The sequence below is a fragment of the Streptomyces sp. NPDC058632 genome, from assembly GCF_042717095.1.
GTDB lineage: Bacteria > Actinomycetota > Actinomycetes > Streptomycetales > Streptomycetaceae > Streptomyces.
This window is the reverse complement of record NZ_JBHXQZ010000020.1, coordinates 59,489-76,569: the sequence shown is the minus strand read 5'-3', so window position 1 is coordinate 76,569 and position 17,081 is coordinate 59,489. Positions and strand designations below refer to the sequence as shown.

The window sequence follows — 17,081 nt, the reverse complement described above, 5'->3', positions numbered from 1 at the left end:
GGTGGTGGGCCGAGGGTCGTCCGGCTCCGCGCGGGGCGGGGGGTACCGGTTGCCGGGCTCCGCGCGGGTCGCGGGTCGTCGGCCTCCCCGGAGACCGGTGGTCTGCCCGCCCGCCGGTCAGTCGCCCGTCCGCTGGAAGGCACTCACGGATGCGTCGGCCGCGGCCTCGGCCGGTTCCTTGACCGCCACCGGGCCGTACGTCCAGGGGAAGTCCTGGGTGGCGGAGTCGCCGGGGAGGCCGATCCGCAGGGATGTGGCGTCCAGGCTCCCGCCCGCGCCCCGGGGCCCGCGTACATAGGTGATCGTGAAGGAGGCCGCCTCGCCCTCCGCCAGGGTCAGCTTCTGCGCCGTGGCGCCCTCGGCCGGGGCCAGCGCGACGGGCTCGCCCCCGACCAGCAGGTTCGCCCCGGGGAAGCCGTCCAGGACGCAGGCGGCGCCCTGGTTGACGAGACTCACCGGGACCTCGCCGGTGTCACCGGCGGCCGGGGCCTCGCTCGCGGGACCGGCCTCCAGGGTCACCGTCGCGCTCGAACAGGCCCCGCTCTCCTGCTTCGCGTCGTTCTTGTCCTTCGCCCCGTCACCACCGTCCTCGCCGCCGCAGGCGGTCAGCAGGAGGAGGGCGGTGACAGCGGTGACGGCGGTCGGCATGGCGCGCATGAGGATTCCCCTGGGTTCGTGGAGCGGCCCCCAGATCATCACACCTCGGGGAGCCCTCCCGGCACGCCCGGCGGGCCGGGGTCCTCGGGCGGGCCCTACGACCCCGGACCCGCGGTCGGAAGACCCGACGGCAGCCGGCCGCCCTCGGCCTTCGTGTACGTCTCGGTGCCGAGGGAGCCCTCCCAGGTGACCTTCAGGGTGGACCCGCCCACCGAGCCGACCGTGCCGTTCGCCCGGTCCTCGTTGCCGTCCCCGCAGTTGAGGCTGATCGTCGTCGCGGTTCCGGCATCCTCCTTCGCCGTGCCACTGCACACGGTGCCGCCCGTGGCGAAGAGGGCAGCCTGCTCGCCGGTGAACATCAGGGCCACGGCCTTGCCGTCGGCCGTGGTGAGCCAGCTGCCCTCCAGCTCGCCCGCCGGGGCACCGCTCGCGTCCGAACCGCCCGTCCCGTCCGCGCCGCCGGTGCGGCCGTCGGGATCGGCGTCGGCCGAGGCGGACGGCGTTGCGGTGGGCGTGGAGGAGCCGTCGCCGGAGTCGCTGCTGCCGCACCCGGTGAGGGCGAGCGCGCCGGCCAGTCCCGTGGCCGCGACCGCGAGCCGGACGCGCCGACGGGACACGGTGCGCCAGGAGCGCGACGCCGCCGGGTCCGGCCCCGAAACCGTCCCCGAGCCCGCCGACGTCCCCGTACTGCCCTGATCCACCGATGTCACCGCTGGCCCCCTCGCTGTAGCCGGCCCCGTCGGCCGGAACGACCGCAGCCAGCTAACAGGACGCACCCGGCACCCCACCAGCCCCGGCGACCCGCCTCGCACCACTTCGTCACCGCGCGGTGACGGGGAAAAGAGACCGCTTGCAGGACTGAGGGGGGCGCGCGAGGACAGACGGAGGCAACGAGGAACATGAGGCCCCTCACGAGGGAACATGAGAGCCCTTGTACGCGTCTCCACTCACGTGGGGTCCGGCAGGCCGGGCCGCAGGGCTGTAACTGCGGGAACACCCCACGTGCACGTGCATCTGCCCATGCATTTGCACTTGAACAAAGCTATGATCCGGGTCAGTTGACCACTGCATCAATGGCAGCACCAGCCAGTGCACAACGGGGAGCGAGCTGTGGACCACGACGTGTACGACGGTGATGTGTACGACGGTGACGTGTATGGCGGCGCCGGCGCGTCCCACGCGTACAACGGCATGGCGGCCACCAGGCTGAACGGTGTGGCCTGGCAGAAGAGCCGGCACAGCAACTCGCAGGGTTCCTGCGTGGAGTTCGCCCGGCTGCCGGGCGGCGAGGTGGCGGTGCGCAACTCCCGCTTTCCCGAGGGACCCGCACTCGTCTACACCCGGGCGGAGATCGAGGCGATGCTCCTCGGCATCAAGGACGGCGAGTTCGACCACCTGGTCGTCGGCTGACCCGGGCGCGTACCACGTGCCCGGCGCGCCCCATGCCTCCTAACGCGCCTGAAGGTGCTGCCGTGCGCGCGACGCCCGCCTCGCCCGCCGCCCCCTTGTCAGCCGCCCCGTATCCCGCGTGACGCGCGTAGAAAGCGGTGCCCCGAGATGCCGTGCTCCCGTCATTCTCGTCATGCGCCGCCCGGGGGCCGCAGCAGGAACAGCGCCCAGACCACCTTGCCGCGTCCGCCCCGCATCGGCTGCCAGCCCCAGCCGTCGCTGAACGACTCGACCAGGAGCAGTCCGCGCCCCGACTCCGCGGAGAAGTCGTCCGCCTCACGGGTGACGGGACTGCCGTGGCTCGGGTCGCGCACCGCGCACACCAGCCGTCCGGTCCACCGCATCAGGTGCAGCCGCACCGGAGCCTCCTGCCCCGCAGGCCGCGGCGCGCCGGCCGGCAGGCCGTGCCGCAGGGCGTTGGTGACCAGTTCGGAGACGACCAGGCACACGTCGTCGAAGCGGTCGCCCGCGTCCCACCGGTCGCAGGTCTTCCGGGTGAACTGCCGCGCCTCGCGCACCGCTTCGTAATGGGCGGGGAGGGAACACGAGGCGGCGTCGGACACGGCCGCGGGGTCCAGCGGCGGAAGGCCCTGCCGTAACGGCTCGAGCATGGTCGATCCATTCGTCCCCATGCGAGGCACTCCCGGGATTCGCGGTCGTAGCGATACGGCGGTGGTGCGAAGGCCATGGTTTCGGATGCGTACGGCAGATGCAAGGGCAGATGCACGTGCAGCTGACCGAAATAAGCCCTCCCGTGCCGCTTGTTGGTCAATTTTTCCGCCATATTCACGTCCCTCCCGTCACTTCCGTGGCTTGCTCTCTGCTTCTCCCTGCTCGAAACCTCGACCCTGATTCCATTTGCGTAACCGGACGAGTACTGCTCGGAGTGTTTTAGTGGCAGACTTCGGCCCCTGACAGACGTTGGGGAGGCTGACGAACGTGAGCGCGGGAGAGCCGGGATCGGTGGTGCGGCGCATGCTGCTCGGATCACAACTCAGGCGACTGCGTGAGGCTCGGGGGATCACGCGCGAGGCGGCGGGCTATTCGATCCGCGCCTCGGAATCGAAGATCAGCCGGATGGAGCTGGGCCGGGTGAGCTTCAAGACCAGGGACGTCGAGGACCTGCTGACGCTGTACGGCATCGCGGACGAGCAGGAGCGCACCTCGTTGCTCTCCCTGGCCAGAGAGGCCAACGTCGCGGGCTGGTGGCACAGTTACTCGGACGTGCTGCCCAGCTGGTTCCCCACCTACGTGGGTCTCGAGGGCGCCGCCGCACTCATCAGGGCGTACGAGGTGCAGTTCGTGCACGGCCTGTTGCAGACCGAGGAGTACGCGCGCGCGGTGGTCCGGCGAGGCATGGCGGGCGCGAGCGAGGCCGACGTCGAACGACGGGTGGCGCTGCGCCTGGAGCGGCAGAAGTACCTGGTCTCCAAGAGTGCGCCCGAGTTCCACGTCGTGCTCGACGAGGCCGCGCTGCGCCGGCCGTACGGCGACGGCGAGGTGATGCGGGGGCAGCTGCAGCATCTGATCGAGATCTCCGAGCGGCCCAACATCCGTCTGCAGGTCATGCCGTTCGGGTTCGGCGGCCACTCCGGTGAGTCCGGCGCGTTCACCATCCTCAGCTTCCCCGAGTCCGACCTGTCGGACGTCGTGTACATGGAGCAGCTGACGAGCGCGCTGTACCTCGACAAGGCCGAGGACGTGGCCCAGTACGAGAAGGCGCTCAAGGAGCTCCAGCAGGACAGTCCGGGGCCTTCGGAGAGCCGGGACCTTCTGCGGGGTCTCCTCCAACTCTTCTGAAACATCAGTACGATGACGCTCAATCAGGTCGCGCGGACCGGACGGACACCGGCCCGTGCGGCCGGGCTGTGAGGCCGACGCGGGGCGGGCCCGCTTCGGCAGCGAGGGATTGAGGGGTTGAGGGATCACATGTCGTCGTACTTCACCGATCTGGCCCAGCAGTACATCGACGGCGAGTGGCGTCCGGGCACCGGCTCCTGGGACATCATCGACTTCAACCCGTACGACGACGAGAAACTGGCGTCGATCACGATAGCCACCGTCGACGAGGTCGACGAGGCCTACCGGGCGGCGGCCCGCGCGCAGAAGCAGTGGGCGGCGACCAACCCGTACGCCCGCCGCACGGTGCTCGAGAAGGCGCTCGCGCTGGTCGAGGAGCGCGAGGAGGAGATCACCGAGGCGATCATCGCCGAACTCGGCGGCACGCGTCTGAAGGCAGCCTTCGAGCTCCATCTCGCCAAGGAGTTCCTCCGCGAGTCGGTGCACCTGGCGCTGCGCCCCGAGGGCCGGATCATCCCCTCGCCGGTGGACGGCAAGGAGAACCGCGTCTACCGCGTGCCCGTCGGCGTCGTCGGTGTGATCAGCCCGTTCAACTTCCCGTTCCTGCTGTCGCTGAAGTCGGTCGCCCCGGCGCTCGCGCTCGGCAACGGCGTGGTGCTCAAGCCGCACCAGAACACCCCGATCGTCGGCGGGGCACTGATCGCGAAGATCTTCGAGGACGCGGGCCTGCCCGGCGGCCTGCTGAACGTCGTCATCACGGACATCGCGGAGATCGGCGACGCCTTCCTCGAACACCCGGTCCCGAAGGTCATCTCCTTCACCGGCTCCGACGCGGTCGGCCGTCACGTGGCCACCGTCTGCGCCCGCCTCTTCAAGCGCTCGGTCCTCGAACTCGGCGGCAACAGCGCGCTGGTGGTCCTCGACGACGCCGACCTCGACTACGCGGTCGACGCGGCCGTGTTCAGCCGGTACGTCCACCAGGGCCAGGTCTGCATGGCCGCCAACCGCGTGCTGGTGGACCGCTCGGTGGCCGACGAGTTCACCGAGAAGTTCGTCACCAAGGTCAAGTCCCTCAAGGCCGGCGACCCGCGCGACCCCGGGACGGTCATCGGCCCGGTGATCAACTCCCAGCAGGCGGACTCGCTGACCGGTGTCGTCGAGCAGGCGCTCGCCGAGGGCGCGACCGCCCTGGTGCACGGCACCCGGACCGACAACCTGGTCGAGCCGTCCGTGCTCACCGGCCTCCCCGCCGACTCCGCCCTGCTGAGGCAGGAGGTCTTCGGCCCGGTCGCCTTCCTCGTCCCGTTCGACGGCGAGGAGGAGGCCGTACGCCTCGTCAACGACACCCCGTACGGCCTGAGCGGCGCCGTGCACACCGGGGACATCGAGCGCGGGGTGAACTTCGCCAAGCAGATCGACACCGGCATGTTCCACGTGAACGACGGCACCGTGCACGACGAGCCGATCGTCCCCTTCGGCGGCGAGAAGAACTCCGGCAGCGGCCGGCTGAACGGCGAGGCGATGCTGGACGCCTTCACCACGGTCAAGTGGATCTCGGTGCAGCACGGCCGCAGCGGGTTCCCCTTCTGATCCGCTTCTGACCCGCTCCTCTTCCCGGACCCTTGCGGACAGTACCTGTCCGCAAGGGCCCGTAGCGTCGTCGGTGTCAGGGAGACCGGGGCGGAAGCCCTCACCGACGAAAGGCGGCCGTCATGGTCACTCACGTTCCCGCGGAGACCCGGGGCGACGAGCGCGGGGCGCTGCTGGCGTTCATCGAGGAGCAGCGCGGGGGCATCCGCCGGTCGGTGCTCGGCCTCACCGACGAGCAGGCCGTGTCGCGACCCAGTGCCAGTGAGCTGTCCCTGGCCGGGTTGCTCAAGCACGTCGCCGAGATCGAGCAGGTCTGGATCGCCCGTGCCAAGGGCGAGCCGCCGGCCGTCCACCGGGACGAGTCGAACTGGCACGAGTGCTTCCGGCTGGCCGGCGACGAAACCGTGGAGTCCTTCCTCGCGTACTACGAGAAGGTGGCCGCCGGGACGGAGTCGTTCATCCGCGCGGTGCCCAGCCTCGACGACACCTTCCTGATGGCGAAGACGTCCTGGAACCCGAAGGACGAGTGGCTCTCGATGCGCTGGCTGTGTCTCCATCTGATCCGCGAGACCGCCCGGCACGCCGGCCACGCCGACATCATCCGCGAGTCCCTGGACGGCGCCACCGCGTTCGAGCTGGTCGCGAAGGAGCGGGGCAGCTCCTGGGAATGACCGCCCGCGGCCTACGCTGGAGCCCATGTCAGCGATCCGTCTCCTCGTGCTCGGCGCGGTGCGCCAGCACGGGCGGGCCCACGGCTACCAGGTGCGCAACGACCTGGAGTACTGGGGCGCCCACGAGTGGTCCAACGCCAAGCCCGGCTCGATCTACCACGCCCTGAAGCAGATGGCGAAGCAAGGGCTGCTGCACGCGCACGAGACCGCGCCCTCGACGGCCGGCGGCCCGCCGCGCACCGAGTACGAGATCACCGCGGCGGGAAACGAGGAGTACTTCACGCTGCTGCGCGAGGCCCTCGTCGCCTACGACCAGAAGACGGACGTGAAGTCGGCGGCCATCGGCTTCGTCGTCGACCTGCCGAGGCGGGAGGCGGCGGCGCTGCTCGAGGAGCGGATCCGGCGCATCGAGGAGTGGCGGGCCGCGGTCACCGAGCACTACGTGCCCGAGGGCGGCCCCGAGCCGCTGGGCCACATCGGCGAGATCATGAACCTGTGGGTGCACACGGCCGACGCCGAGGCCGAATGGACCAGGGGCCTGGTCGGACGGATCGAGGCCGGTTCCTACACCTTCGCCGGGGAGGGCGAGCCGTTCGTCGGCATCCTGGCCGAGGACCAGGAGAACCCGTACGCGACGGGGGAGCGCCACCCGGGGGACGACCGCTGACGCGTCCGACGAGGTGTCCGCGCGTCGGTCGGGCGTCCACCTCCGCGTATTAATCAAGTTTGACTAACGGCTTGGTCGCGCTTACCGTGGCATGTGTAGTCAAGTTTGACTAACGAAAGGGTCATTCCCATGGCCGACGCAGTGATCACCGTCGAGGACGCACGGAAGACGTACAGCGCGACGAGAGGCGCCGGGCCCGCCCTGGACGGGCTCGACCTCACGGTCGCGCGCGGCACGGTGCACGCGGTGCTCGGCCCGAACGGCGCGGGCAAGACCACCCTGGTCCGCATCCTGGCCACCCTGCTGCGGCCCGACGCGGGCCGGGTCGAGGTCGCGGGTCACGACGTGGTGCGCGAGGCGTACGCCGTGCGTCTGCGCATCGGCCTCCTGGGCCAGCACGCGGCGCTCGACGAGGAACTCGGCGGCCGGCAGAACCTCGAACTGTTCGGCCGCCTGCACCACCTGGGGAGGCGACGGGCACGCGCGCGTGCCGACGAACTCCTGGCGCGCTTCGGTCTCGCCGACACCGGCCGCAAGGCGGTACGGCAGTACAGCGGGGGCATGCGCCGCCGCCTGGACCTCGCCGCCTCCCTGATCACCGAGCCGGAGGTGCTCTTCCTGGACGAACCGACCACCGGCCTCGACCCCCGCGGCCGCGCGGAGGTGTGGAACTCGGTCCGCTCCCTGGTCGGCGGCGGTACGACCGTCCTGCTCACCACCCAGTACCTGGAGGAGGCCGACCAGCTCGCCGACCGCGTCTGTGTCGTGGACGCCGGCCGGGTCATCGCCGACGGCACGGCGGACGAACTCAAGGCGGCCACCGGCGGCGACCGCATCGACGTCGTCCTGCGCGACGCCGGGCAGCTGGGCGCGGCCGTCGCCCTGCTGCCCCTACCGATGGAGGAGATCACCGTGGACACCGACCGCCGGCTGCTCAGCGCCCCGGTCGCCGACCGCATGACGGCCCTGACCGGGGTCGTCCGCGCACTGGAGGAGGCGGGCATCCGGGCCGAGGACATCGCCCTGCGCAGGCCCACGCTCGACGAGGTGTTCCTGCGGCTCACCGGAACCGGCGACGACCGGGCCGGCGACGACCGGGCCGGCGACGACCGGGCCGGCGCACTCGTAGGACGCACTCGAGGAGGCAGGCCCGCATGACCACCCACGCGTCGCTCCCGCACACGCAGGCCGCCCGAGTACGGACCGGTCATGCACGGGCCGCCCACGCCCTGACCGACTCCTGGACCATGACCCGCCGTGAACTCTCCCGCTGGCGGCGGCAGCCGGTCGCGGTGGTGGTCGGCCTGGTCTTCCCGGTGATGCTGCTGCTGATGTTCGGCTACCTGGTCGGTGGCGGCCGGGGCGTGAGCGGCGACTACCTCGACTACCTGGTCCCCGGCATGCTCGCGCTCACCATGGCCTTCGGCCTGGAGGGCACCATGGTCGCCGTCACCCAGGACCTGAACAAGGGCGTCATCGACCGGTTCCGCTCCATGCCCATGGCCAACGGCGCGGTCCTGGTGGGCCGTTCCGCCGCCGACATGCTCCAGTCGGCGCTCGGCCTCGCGGTACTCCTGACCGTCGCCGCCGCGCTCGGCTGGCGCGGCGACGGCGGCCCGGCCGGCTTCCTGGGCGCCGTGGGCCTGCTCCTGCTGTTCCGCTTCGCGATGCTGTGGATCGGCATCTACTTGGCGCTGGTCGCGGGGAAGCCCGAACTGGTGCAGGCGGTGCAGATCCTGGTCTGGCCGGTCGGCTTCCTGTCCAACGCCTTCGCGGCGCCCGAGTCCATGCCGGACTGGCTCGGCACGGTCGTCCAGTGGAACCCGATGTCGCAGACGGCCACGGCCGTACGCGACCTCTTCGGCAGCCCCGGCGGGGAGCCGGGGCACGCGTGGGCCGCCGTCGCCTGGCCCCTGGCGCTGCTCGCGGTCTTCTTCCCGCTGGCGGTACGGAGGTTCGCGCGGCTGAGCGGTTAACGGGCCCGCTCAGTGGTGGAAGCCGGTGGCCGCGTTCCTGTCGTGGGTGAGGGGCCGCGGCTGCCGGCGCAGCTCCGGGAGGAGCCGGGCCAGGTCCTCGGCGAACAGGTCGGCGAGGTCCTCGGAGAAGCCGTTGCGGCACACCACCCGCAGCACCGACAGGTCCTGGCGGTTCGCCGGGAAGGTGTACGCGGGCACCAGCCAGCCGTTCTCCCGCATCCGCCGGGACACGTCGAAGACGTCGAACGCCGTCACCCCGGGCGCGGTCGTGAACGCGAACACCGGCAGCTCGTCGCCCCGGGTCAGCAGCCGGAAGTCGTCCGTCTCCCCGATCCGTCCGGCGAGCCCGCGCGCCACGTCCCGCGCGGCCTGCTGCACCGCGCGGTAGCCGTCACGGCCCAGCCGCAGGAACGTGTAGTACTGCGCCACCACCTGGGCACCCGGACGGGAGAAGTTCAGGGCGAACGTCGGCATGTCGCCGCCCAGGTAGTTCACCCGGAAGACCAGTTCCTCGGGCAGGGCGTCCGCGTTCCGCCAGAGCGCCCAGCCGACGCCCGGGTAGACCAGCCCGTACTTGTGCCCGGAGGTGTTGATCGACGTCACGCGCGGGAGACGGAAGTCCCACACCAGGTCCTCGTCGAGGAAGGGCGCGATCATCGCGCCGGACGCCCCGTCGACGTGCACCGGGACGTCGAGGCCGGTGCGCTCCTGGAGCTCGTCCAGCGCCGCGCACAGGTCCGCGACCGGCTCGTAGGACCCGTCGAAGGTGGAGCCCATGACGCCGACGACGCCGACGGTGTTGTCGTCGCACATCGCGGCGGCGGCCCGCGCGTCGAGGTGGAACCGGTCGCCCTCCATGGGCACCTGACGGGCCTCCACCTCCCAGAAGGTGCAGAACTTCTCCCAGCAGACCTGGACGTTGACACCCATGACGAGGTTCGGCCGGGCGTCCTTCGACGGGTACCGGTCGCCGTTCCGCCGCGCCCAGCGACGCTTGAGCGCCATCCCGGCGAGCATGCACGCCTCGCTCGACCCGGTCGTCGAACAGCCCACGGCCACCGACGGGTCGGGCGCGTGCCACAGGTCCGCGAGCATCGACACACAGCGCCGCTCCAGCTCGGCGGTGCGGGGGTACTCGTCCTTGTCGATCATGTTCTTGTCCCGGCACTCCGCCATCAGGAGGCCGGCCTCCGGCTCCATCCAGGTGGTGACGAAGGTGGCCAGGTTCAGCCGTGCGTTGCCGTCCAGCATCAGCTCGTCGTGCACCAGCTGGTACGCCGTCGCGGGTGCCATCGGCGCGTCGGGCATCCGGTGCTTGGGCGGCGCCTCGGTCATGTCCCCGAGGGGGTTGGCCGGGCCCAGGAAGGGGTTGACGGACAGGGGGCGCTCATCGCGCCGGGGAGCATCGTGCAGCGGCATGGGTGCCTCCGGGGTCGTAGGGGGTTCGTGCGGGCGGGAACACGGGACGAAGGCGCACGGAGTACCTGCCGGCCCCGAGCGCGTCCGGCACGGCGGAGGGTTCCTGCTGCGCGCTGTCCTGGACCACGCGCACACGATAGACGGACCAAGCGTGCGAAACCGTATGAAACGGTCGGAATGAAGCGCCCGGCGTGACCGGTCGGTGGAAACCGGCTTGCACCTCACGTGGCGTGAGGACTCAGGGTGGAGTGCGTACCGGGAACGAAGAGGGAGCGGAAGTGAGTCACTCCGTGGGACAGGTGGCCGGCTTCGCCGGGGTCACGGTGCGCACCCTGCACCACTACGACGACATCGGCCTGCTCGCCCCGAGCGAGCGCAGCCACGCGGGCCACCGGCGTTACACCGACGCCGACCTCGACCGGCTGCAGCAGATCCTGTTCCACCGGGAGCTCGGCTTCCCGCTCGACGAGGTCGCCGCCCTGCTCGATGACCCGGACGCGGACCCGCGCGCGCATCTGCGCCGGCAGCACGATCTGCTGACCGCCCGGATCGAGAGGCTGCAGAAGATGGCGGCGGCCGTGGAGCACGCCATGGAGGCACGCACGATGGGAATCGGTCTGACACCCGAGGAACGGTTCGAGGTGTTCGGGGACTTCGACCCGGACCAGTACGAGGACGAGGTCCAGGAGCGCTGGGGCGACACCGACGCCTACCGGCAGTCCCGGCAGCGGACCGCGTCCTACACCAAGGACGACTGGAAGCGCGTCACCGAGGAGCTCGACGCCCTCCACCTGCGCATGGCCGACCTGATGTCCGCCGGCACCCCGGCCGACTCCGAGGAGGCCATGGACACGGCGGAGGAACACCGGCTGTCCATCACGGGCGCGTACTACGACTGCGGGCACGAGATGCACACCTGCCTGGGCGGGATGTACGTCGCCGACCCGCGCTTCACGCGGACGTACGAGAACATCCGTCCCGGCCTGGCGGTCTACCTGCGCGACGCGATCGTCGCCAACGCGGCCCGGCACGGCGGCTGAGCCGGTACCGCGCGGCGGCTGAGCCGGTCCCTTCCCGGGACCGGACGGCCGCCGCGCGGTCACTCGCGTACGAGCACCACCGCGGTGCCGTACGCGCACACCTCGGTACCCACGTCCGCCGCGTCCGTGACGTCGAAACGGAACGCCAGCACGCCGTTGGCACCCCGCGCGCGTGCCTGCTCGATCAGCCGCTCCATGGCCTGGTTGCGGGTCTGCACGAGTGTCTTGGTCAGCCCTTTGAGCTCCCCGCCGACCATCGACTTCAGACCGGCGCCGATCTGGCTGCCGAGGTGCCGGGACCGTACGGTCAGCCCGAAGACCTCTCCGATCACCTCCTGCACCCTGTAGCCCGGGACGTCGTTCGTCGTGACCACCAGGACGTCGGGCCCGGGACCCTGCCCACCGCCGTACTCTTCGATGCCCATGGCCCCAGCTTCGCCGGGGAGGGGGCACGGTGCAATCCTGGGTACGCCCGTGGAACCTGGGCCAGGGCGGCTGCGTTGATAGCTTTGGCAGCCAGCCCCGCCCGCCCTCCCCCAACCAGCAGGAGCCACAGTCCCGTGACCACCCTTGCGCTCGGCCCCGAGTGGCTGAGCCCGGACTACCTGATCGAGACCTTCAGCCTTCCCGGCATCCTGCTGATCGTCTTCGCCGAGTCCGGATTCTTCGCGTTCCTGCCCGGTGACTCCCTGCTGTTCACGGCGGGCCTCTTCGTGGCCGAGGGCAGCTACATCACCCAGCCGCTGTGGCTGGTGTGCACGCTGATCGTGATCGCCGCCGTCCTGGGCGACCAAGTCGGCTACATGATCGGCAAGTTCTTCGGTCCGAGGATCTTCAGCCGCCCCAACTCCAAGCTCTTCAAACAGGAGAACCTGGAGAAGGCCCACGAGTTCATGGAGAAGTACGGCCCGAAGGCGATCGTCCTGGCCCGCTTCGTGCCGATCGTGCGCACCTTCGCCCCCATCACGGCGGGCGCGGGCCGGATGAAGTACCGCACGTTCCTCACGTACAACCTCATCGGCGGCGTGGCCTGGGGCTCGGGCGTCACGCTCGCCGGCTACTGGCTCGGCCAGATCGAGTTCATCAAGACCAACGTCGAGTCGATCCTCATCCTGATCGTCTTCCTCTCGGTGGTCCCGATCATCGTCGAGTTCCTGCGGGAACGCGCCAAGAAGAAGCGCGGCGGCGGCGACGCGGACGCCCCGCAGCAGGGCGAGTACGACGCGTACGACAACCGGCAGGCTCCCGGGTACGCCCGGCAGCCGGTCATGGACGACGCGACGACCCAGCTCCGCCGCATCACCCCGGACGGACCGCAGCCCCAGCAGCAGCGGCAGCAGGCCCCGCAGCCCTACGGCAACCAGGGCTACCCGCAGCAGCAGCCTCAGCAGCCCCGGCAGCCCTACGGCGACGACCAGGGCGGATACGGCCAGTATTACGGCGGGCAGTACCCCCAGGGCCAGGGCCAGGGCGGGGCGCAGGGCCAGGGCCACGGTCAGGACTACCACCAGCAGCCGCCCTACAACCGCGATTACTGAACCGCCGTTCGGAACCCGGACCCGGACCACACACGTCCCCGGGGTGCGCGACCGCTCGCGCACCCCGGGGATTCGTGTACCCGGCGCCCCGGCGACCTGATGCCGACCCGGCGGCCCGGGGTCAGAAACCGCGTGTCCGCTTCGCCGCCCTGCGCTTCTCGGCGGAGCCGACCCGCAGGAACAGCCGGGAGATCTCCGAACCGAGGTTCACCCCGATCGCGATGGCCATGGCGAGCGCCACCGCCTTCGAGAGGGACAGCAGACCCGCGTCCACCTCGCTCTGAGCGATCGCCAGCAGACCGAAGTACGTGGCGGAACCGGGCAGCAGGGGCCCGATCGCCGCCGTGATGTACGGCAGCGCCGAAGCGAACCGGTACCGGGACAGCAGTTGTCCGAACAGTCCCACGAGCCCCGCCGCCGCGGCCGTGGAGGCCACCGGCGAGATGTCTCCGGCGTAGTGCATCGCGCCGTACACCACCCAGGCCACGCCTCCGTTGAGGGTGACCAGCAGCACCGTGGACCGCTCCTGCTGAAGCAGCACCGCGAAGGCCAGCGACAGCCCGAGCGACGCGGCGGTCTGCAGCAGCGGCCGGTCGGTCAGGACGAGTGCGGCGTCGGGGTTCAGCTCGGCACCCAGCTGCACGCCGAAGTAGAGCACCACCAGCACGCCGGTCACGATGCCCACGAAGAAGTACAGAACCTCCAGGAGCCGCGCGGAGGCGGTGATGTAGAAGCCCGTCAGGCCGTCCTGCACGCCTGCCACCAGCGCCCGCCCCGGCAGCAGTGCGAACAGCCCACCGGTGATCACCGCGGAGGCCTTCACGTCCGCGTGCGCCAGCGTCAGTGCGACGCCCATCGCGGCCGGCGGCATCGCGGCCACCGTGAACTGGTAGAACTCCGGCAGTCCCCGGTCGGCGCACTTCCAGGCCAGCCGGTCGCCGAGCATCGCGCCCACCGCCGCGGCCACGAACACCAGGAGACCACCGCCGACCAGCACCGAGGCCGAGCCCGCCAGCAGCCCGCTGGCCGCGTTCAGCACCCAGGTGGGGTAGGGGTGCCGGTTGCGGCGGATCTCCGCGAGCCGCCGGTAGGACTCCTCCAGGGAGATGTGCGTCTCGTCGTCGCTGAGGTCGTCCACCAGCTGGTACACGGCCGCCAGACGGGTGTAGTCGGTGCCCCGGCGGCGCACCGTGCGCGACGCGGTCACCGGGTCCTCCACCAGCGACGGCTGATGGGAGATCGACAGCAGGGTGAAGGTGACGGTCGGCTCGCAGCGGTCCAGTCCGTAGGAGCGGCAGACGGCGAACATCGCCCCCTCCACGTCCTCCGCGCCCTCGCCGCCCGCCAGCAGCAGTTCCCCGATACGCAGCGTCAGGTCGAGCACGCGCGGCACGGCGGGCCCGGCGTCGTCGTCGTGCCGGTGCACCTGCTCCAGCGCCGGCCGCTCGGTCACCGGCATGCGCAGCATGGTGCGCATCCGGTCCTGCCAGGGCACGTCCCGGTGCAGGGAGACGGACGGGATCCCGCTGGGCGGGGTGAACGCCGGCGGAGCCTGCTTGGCCTGGTACGTGCTCGGCAGGTTGAACGCCGACTTCTCCGCCTCGGCGGGCGGCTGGGGAGCCGTGTCCAGGCCCTCGGGCAGGGCGAACTCCGACGTCGTCTCCGACTCCGTGGGGACCCGCTGGGCCCTCGTGAGCGCCAGCCCTTCCGGAACGGCGAACTCCGACGTCGTCGAAGACTCCGTATCCACCGGAGCCGCCAGTCCGACCCGAGAGCCGAAGGCGCTCCTCGCCTCGTCCGACCGGCGTTTGCGGTCCTCCACGTCCGTCACCTGCGCTGCGCTCCCTGTACGACATGTCCCTGCTGTCTGCACCCCCGTCGGGGCCTGACCGGCAGGCCCCACGGGTCAGTATGCGCACGGACAGCGAAAAGGGCCGCACGCATATGCGTACGGCCCTTTTCGCGTCTCGTGCTCAGGAGGCTCAGTGGCCGCCCGTCTCCTTGAAACGCTTGTAGGACCGCTCGATCTCGATCTCGGCGTCCGTCCGGCCGACCCAGTTGGCGCCCTCCACCGACTTGCCCGGCTCCAGGTCCTTGTAGACCTCGAAGAAGTGCTGGATCTCCAGACGGTCGAACTCCGACACGTGGTGGATGTCCCGCAGGTGCTCCACGCGCGGGTCCGTCGACGGGACGCACAGCAGCTTGTCGTCGCCGCCGGCCTCGTCCGTCATCCGGAACATGCCGATCGCGCGGCAGCGGATCAGACAGCCCGGGAACGTCGGCTCGTCGAGAATGACCAGCGCGTCCAGCGGGTCGCCGTCCTCGCCGAGGGTGTTCTCGACGAAGCCGTAGTCGGTCGGATAGGCGGTCGAGGTGAAGAGTCGACGGTCCAAGCGGATCCGACCCGTCTCGTGGTCCACCTCGTACTTGTTCCGCGAACCCTTCGGGATCTCGATCGTGACGTCGAACTCCACCGGTGGCTCCTCCATGATCAGCACATAGTTCTGGTGGTTAAGTGTCCCTCACGCAGGTGTGTGATCGCGAAAGGGGCTGGTGGTCGTGCCGGAGCTGAGGCCTTGGCGGGCCGCGAGACCGCATGTGACGCGGTTCGCGGACGCCGTACGACCCCGTCTGGCACGGACCGCCGCGGCTGTTCGGCCGCGTCTGGCACGGTTGCGGCCGAGTCGTCCCACGGGTGTCGCCACGGCCGCCGGGCCACGGATCACGCGGCCGGTGGCCCGGCCGGGAACCTGGCGGTTCACCGTGGTCGCGGCCACCGCCGGAACGGTGCTGGCCGCAGGCGCGGTGACCGCCGCCGGTCCCTGGGACTCCACCGGTCAGCGTACGGCCGAGCAGGACCGGGCCGTGGCCCTGGAGGCCACGCGTGGCACAGATCACGGCGGCACCCGCGGCAACGCCGGCACCCCGCCCCGCGGCCCCCGTACGGCCCCCAGCGCCCCCTCCGTGCTCACCGGGCTCGGCGGCGGCGCCACCACAGTCAAGTCGGCGCCCGGCGGCAAGGCCCTCGCGGACATCCTCGCCCCGCTGCTGAAGACCCCGGCGTTCGGCGACCGCTCCGCCTCCGTGGTCGACGTGTCCACCGGCCGGAGCCTGTACGCCGACAGCCCCGCCGACGCGCTCGCCCCCGCCTCCACCACGAAGATCGCCACCGCCGCCGCCGTCCTCACCGCGCTCGGCCCCGACCACCGCCTGACCACCCGCGCCACCTACGAACCCGACACGAAAGAGGTCATCCTCGTCGGCGGCGGCGACCCCACCCTCACCGCCCGGAAGAAGGACACCACCGGCTCGGCGAGCCTGCGCGACCTCGCCGGACGCACCGCCGCCGCCCTCGCCGAACGCGGCGTACGCGAGGTCACCCTGTCCTACGACACCACCCTCTACCCGGGCGGCGAACGACACCCGATCGGCGTCAACCCCAACATCGCCCTCATCACCCCCCTGATGGCCGACGAGGCCCGCACCGACGACTCCGTCAGCGGCCCCGTGGACCGGGTCCCGGACCCCGCGGCCGACGCCGCGCGGAAGTTCGGCGCGCTGTTGAAGGACCACGGCATCAAGGCCACGCCTCCCGGCCCGTCGAAGTCCACGGCCCGCGCCGGCACCCTCGCCACGGTCTCCTCGCCCCCGCTCGCCGTCCTGGTCGAACGGATGCTCACCAACAGCGACAACGACCTCGCCGAAGCCCTCGCGCACCAGACCGCGATCGCCACCGGCCGACGTGCCGACTTCGCGGGCGCCGCCGCCGCCGTCCGCATCCAGCTGCAGAAGCTCGGCGTCCCCCTGGAGGGCACCGTGTTCAAGGACGCCAGCGGCCTCGACCGCAGGAACCGGCTCACCACCGGCCTGCTCACCGCGCTCCTGGCGAAGTCCGGCGGCCCCGCCCACCCCGAACTGCGCCCCGTCATCACCGGCCTGCCCATCGCCGGCTTCACCGGCACCCTCGCCGGCCGCTACGCCGACGGCGCGGCCGGCGTCGTACGGGCCAAGACGGGCACCCTCACCGGCATCAACGCCCTGGCGGGCACCGTCGTCGACCGGGAGGGCAGGCTGCTCGCCTTCGCCTTCCTCGCGACCGGCACCACCGACCCGACGGCCGCCCAGGCCGCCCTCGACAAGGCCGCCGCGGCCCTGGCGGCGTGCGGCTGCCGATGACCTGCCGATGACCTGCCGGTCACGTGCCGGGCGCCGTAGGGGCGCCCGGCACCGGCTGTCCCGCCGCCCTGCCCCGCGCCGCGCTCCTCACGTACCGT

The 17,081-nt window shown here is 71.2% G+C and carries 17 protein-coding genes; 10 read left to right on the top strand and 7 right to left on the bottom strand.

The genetic code is table 11. The annotated features are described in order from the left end of the window. Positions 1-117: 117 nt before the first annotated feature. Together ACFWVE_RS10575 and ACFWVE_RS10570 are read right to left on the bottom strand one after the other, a co-directional pair. A complete protein-coding gene (locus ACFWVE_RS10575) occupies positions 118-657 on the bottom strand; it encodes a DUF4232 domain-containing protein (RefSeq protein WP_384010483.1) in 540 nt (179 codons plus the stop codon). A gap of 95 nt (positions 658-752) precedes the next feature. Beyond that, positions 753-1,367 (bottom strand): hypothetical protein, encoded by a 615-nt coding sequence (locus ACFWVE_RS10570; protein ID WP_384010479.1) that lies wholly within the window; start codon positions 1,365-1,367, stop codon positions 753-755. Positions 1,368-1,767: 400 nt separating this feature from the next. On the opposite strand from ACFWVE_RS10570, the gene ACFWVE_RS10565 reads away from it, so the two are divergent. After that, positions 1,768-2,067 (top strand): DUF397 domain-containing protein, encoded by a 300-nt coding sequence (locus ACFWVE_RS10565; protein ID WP_384010477.1) that lies wholly within the window; start codon positions 1,768-1,770, stop codon positions 2,065-2,067. Positions 2,068-2,237: 170 nt separating this feature from the next. On the opposite strand, the gene ACFWVE_RS10560 is transcribed toward ACFWVE_RS10565, so the two are convergent. Beyond that, positions 2,238-2,717, bottom strand: coding sequence for an ATP-binding protein (locus tag ACFWVE_RS10560; protein ID WP_384010474.1), 480 nt, complete (start codon positions 2,715-2,717; stop codon positions 2,238-2,240). Between the two features lie 364 nt (positions 2,718-3,081). Between ACFWVE_RS10560 and ACFWVE_RS10555 the strand changes: the two genes are divergently transcribed. The 6 genes from ACFWVE_RS10555 (at position 3,082) to ACFWVE_RS10530 (ending at position 8,810) form a co-directional block, all read left to right on the top strand. Further along, positions 3,082-3,906 (top strand): helix-turn-helix domain-containing protein, encoded by an 825-nt coding sequence (locus tag ACFWVE_RS10555; RefSeq protein ID WP_384010531.1) that lies wholly within the window; start codon positions 3,082-3,084, stop codon positions 3,904-3,906. Between the two features lie 129 nt (positions 3,907-4,035). Further along, complete coding sequence (locus tag ACFWVE_RS10550) at positions 4,036-5,496, top strand: aldehyde dehydrogenase family protein (protein WP_384010472.1); 1,461 nt, start codon at positions 4,036-4,038, stop codon at positions 5,494-5,496. Positions 5,497-5,618: 122 nt separating this feature from the next. Beyond that, a complete protein-coding gene (locus tag ACFWVE_RS10545; RefSeq protein WP_384010469.1) occupies positions 5,619-6,167 on the top strand; it encodes a DinB family protein in 549 nt (182 codons plus the stop codon). A 25-nt stretch (positions 6,168-6,192) separates the two neighbouring features. Further along, complete coding sequence (locus tag ACFWVE_RS10540; RefSeq protein ID WP_384010466.1) at positions 6,193-6,834, top strand: PadR family transcriptional regulator; 642 nt, start codon at positions 6,193-6,195, stop codon at positions 6,832-6,834. A 129-nt stretch (positions 6,835-6,963) separates the two neighbouring features. Next, entirely contained in the window at positions 6,964-7,992 is a 1,029-nt protein-coding gene (locus tag ACFWVE_RS10535; protein WP_384010462.1) for an ATP-binding cassette domain-containing protein, read from the top strand. Between the two features lie 89 nt (positions 7,993-8,081). Beyond that, the gene (locus ACFWVE_RS10530) at positions 8,082-8,810 is read left to right on the top strand and encodes an ABC transporter permease (protein WP_384010529.1); all 729 of its coding nucleotides are present in this window, start codon (positions 8,082-8,084) and stop codon (positions 8,808-8,810) included. A gap of 9 nt (positions 8,811-8,819) precedes the next feature. Here the strand turns inward: ACFWVE_RS10530 and ACFWVE_RS10525 are convergent, their stop codons facing one another. Further along, entirely contained in the window at positions 8,820-10,229 is a 1,410-nt protein-coding gene (locus ACFWVE_RS10525; protein ID WP_384010459.1) for a glutamate decarboxylase, read from the bottom strand. Positions 10,230-10,507: 278 nt separating this feature from the next. On the opposite strand from ACFWVE_RS10525, the gene ACFWVE_RS10520 reads away from it, so the two are divergent. Further along, on the top strand, positions 10,508-11,269 hold the full coding sequence (locus ACFWVE_RS10520; protein WP_384010455.1) for a MerR family transcriptional regulator: 762 nt from the start codon (positions 10,508-10,510) through the stop codon (positions 11,267-11,269). Positions 11,270-11,328: 59 nt separating this feature from the next. Here the strand turns inward: ACFWVE_RS10520 and ACFWVE_RS10515 are convergent, their stop codons facing one another. Then, positions 11,329-11,694, bottom strand: a complete 366-nt coding sequence (locus tag ACFWVE_RS10515; protein ID WP_384010452.1) for a YbjQ family protein — start codon at positions 11,692-11,694, stop codon at positions 11,329-11,331. Between the two features lie 135 nt (positions 11,695-11,829). Between ACFWVE_RS10515 and ACFWVE_RS10510 the strand changes: the two genes are divergently transcribed. Further along, positions 11,830-12,807, top strand: coding sequence for a DedA family protein (locus ACFWVE_RS10510; protein ID WP_384010449.1), 978 nt, complete (start codon positions 11,830-11,832; stop codon positions 12,805-12,807). Between the two features lie 121 nt (positions 12,808-12,928). Here ACFWVE_RS10510 and ACFWVE_RS10505 read toward each other — a convergent pair whose 3' ends face one another. Both ACFWVE_RS10505 and ACFWVE_RS10500 read right to left on the bottom strand, forming a co-directional pair. Continuing rightward, positions 12,929-14,638, bottom strand: coding sequence for a threonine/serine exporter family protein (locus ACFWVE_RS10505; RefSeq protein WP_384010446.1), 1,710 nt, complete (start codon positions 14,636-14,638; stop codon positions 12,929-12,931). 151 nt (positions 14,639-14,789) lie between these two features. Next, positions 14,790-15,281 carry an inorganic diphosphatase gene (locus ACFWVE_RS10500; protein WP_042174359.1) on the bottom strand — a complete coding sequence of 164 codons (492 nt, stop codon included), beginning with the start codon at positions 15,279-15,281 and terminating at the stop codon, positions 14,790-14,792. Positions 15,282-15,360: 79 nt separating this feature from the next. On the opposite strand from ACFWVE_RS10500, the gene dacB reads away from it, so the two are divergent. Further along, the gene (gene dacB / locus ACFWVE_RS10495; RefSeq protein WP_384010443.1) at positions 15,361-16,983 is read left to right on the top strand and encodes a D-alanyl-D-alanine carboxypeptidase/D-alanyl-D-alanine-endopeptidase; all 1,623 of its coding nucleotides are present in this window, start codon (positions 15,361-15,363) and stop codon (positions 16,981-16,983) included. Positions 16,984-17,081: the final 98 nt, after the last annotated feature.

What these genes read in the sequence shown, in the direction of transcription:
- ACFWVE_RS10515 (WP_384010452.1), bottom strand. Translation starts at nt 11,694, where the DNA reads ATGGGCATCGAAGAGTACGGCGGTGGGCAGGGTCCCGGGCCCGACGTC.
- ACFWVE_RS10525 (WP_384010459.1), bottom strand. Translation starts at nt 10,229, where the DNA reads ATGCCGCTGCACGATGCTCCCCGGCGCGATGAGCGCCCCCTGTCCGTC.
- ACFWVE_RS10535 (WP_384010462.1), top strand. Translation starts at nt 6,964, where the DNA reads ATGGCCGACGCAGTGATCACCGTCGAGGACGCACGGAAGACGTACAGC.
- ACFWVE_RS10575 (WP_384010483.1), bottom strand. Translation starts at nt 657, where the DNA reads ATGCGCGCCATGCCGACCGCCGTCACCGCTGTCACCGCCCTCCTCCTG.
- ACFWVE_RS10550 (WP_384010472.1), top strand. Translation starts at nt 4,036, where the DNA reads ATGTCGTCGTACTTCACCGATCTGGCCCAGCAGTACATCGACGGCGAG.
- ACFWVE_RS10530 (WP_384010529.1), top strand. Translation starts at nt 8,082, where the DNA reads ATGACCCGCCGTGAACTCTCCCGCTGGCGGCGGCAGCCGGTCGCGGTG.
- ACFWVE_RS10545 (WP_384010469.1), top strand. Translation starts at nt 5,619, where the DNA reads ATGGTCACTCACGTTCCCGCGGAGACCCGGGGCGACGAGCGCGGGGCG.
- ACFWVE_RS10540 (WP_384010466.1), top strand. Translation starts at nt 6,193, where the DNA reads ATGTCAGCGATCCGTCTCCTCGTGCTCGGCGCGGTGCGCCAGCACGGG.
- ACFWVE_RS10555 (WP_384010531.1), top strand. Translation starts at nt 3,082, where the DNA reads ATGCTGCTCGGATCACAACTCAGGCGACTGCGTGAGGCTCGGGGGATC.
- ACFWVE_RS10560 (WP_384010474.1), bottom strand. Translation starts at nt 2,717, where the DNA reads ATGCTCGAGCCGTTACGGCAGGGCCTTCCGCCGCTGGACCCCGCGGCC.